Raw genomic sequence first — 253 nt, forward strand, 5'->3', positions numbered from 1 at the left:
ATCTTCATATTGGTAATGCAAGAACAGCATTATTCAATTACTTGTATGCTAAACATTACAACGGAGATTTTGTGATTCGAATTGAAGATACTGATAAAAAACGTAATTTAGAAGATGGAGAAACATCACAATTTGATAATCTTAAATGGTTAGGATTAGATTGGGATGAGTCTGTAGATAAAGACAATGGCTACGGACCATATCGTCAATCTGAACGTCAACATATCTACCAACCATTAATAGATCAGTTACT

Annotated in this window: 1 protein-coding gene; it reads left to right on the top strand. The window is 32.4% G+C overall.

Going from position 1 to position 253, the window contains the following annotated elements; translation table 11 throughout:
• Positions 1–253: glutamate--tRNA ligase family protein (locus F1003_RS19030; RefSeq protein WP_235898433.1), on the top strand; the 253-nt coding region annotated here is incomplete at both ends.

This window comes from Winogradskyella ouciana, assembly GCF_009709615.1.
GTDB lineage: Bacteria > Bacteroidota > Bacteroidia > Flavobacteriales > Flavobacteriaceae > Winogradskyella > Winogradskyella ouciana.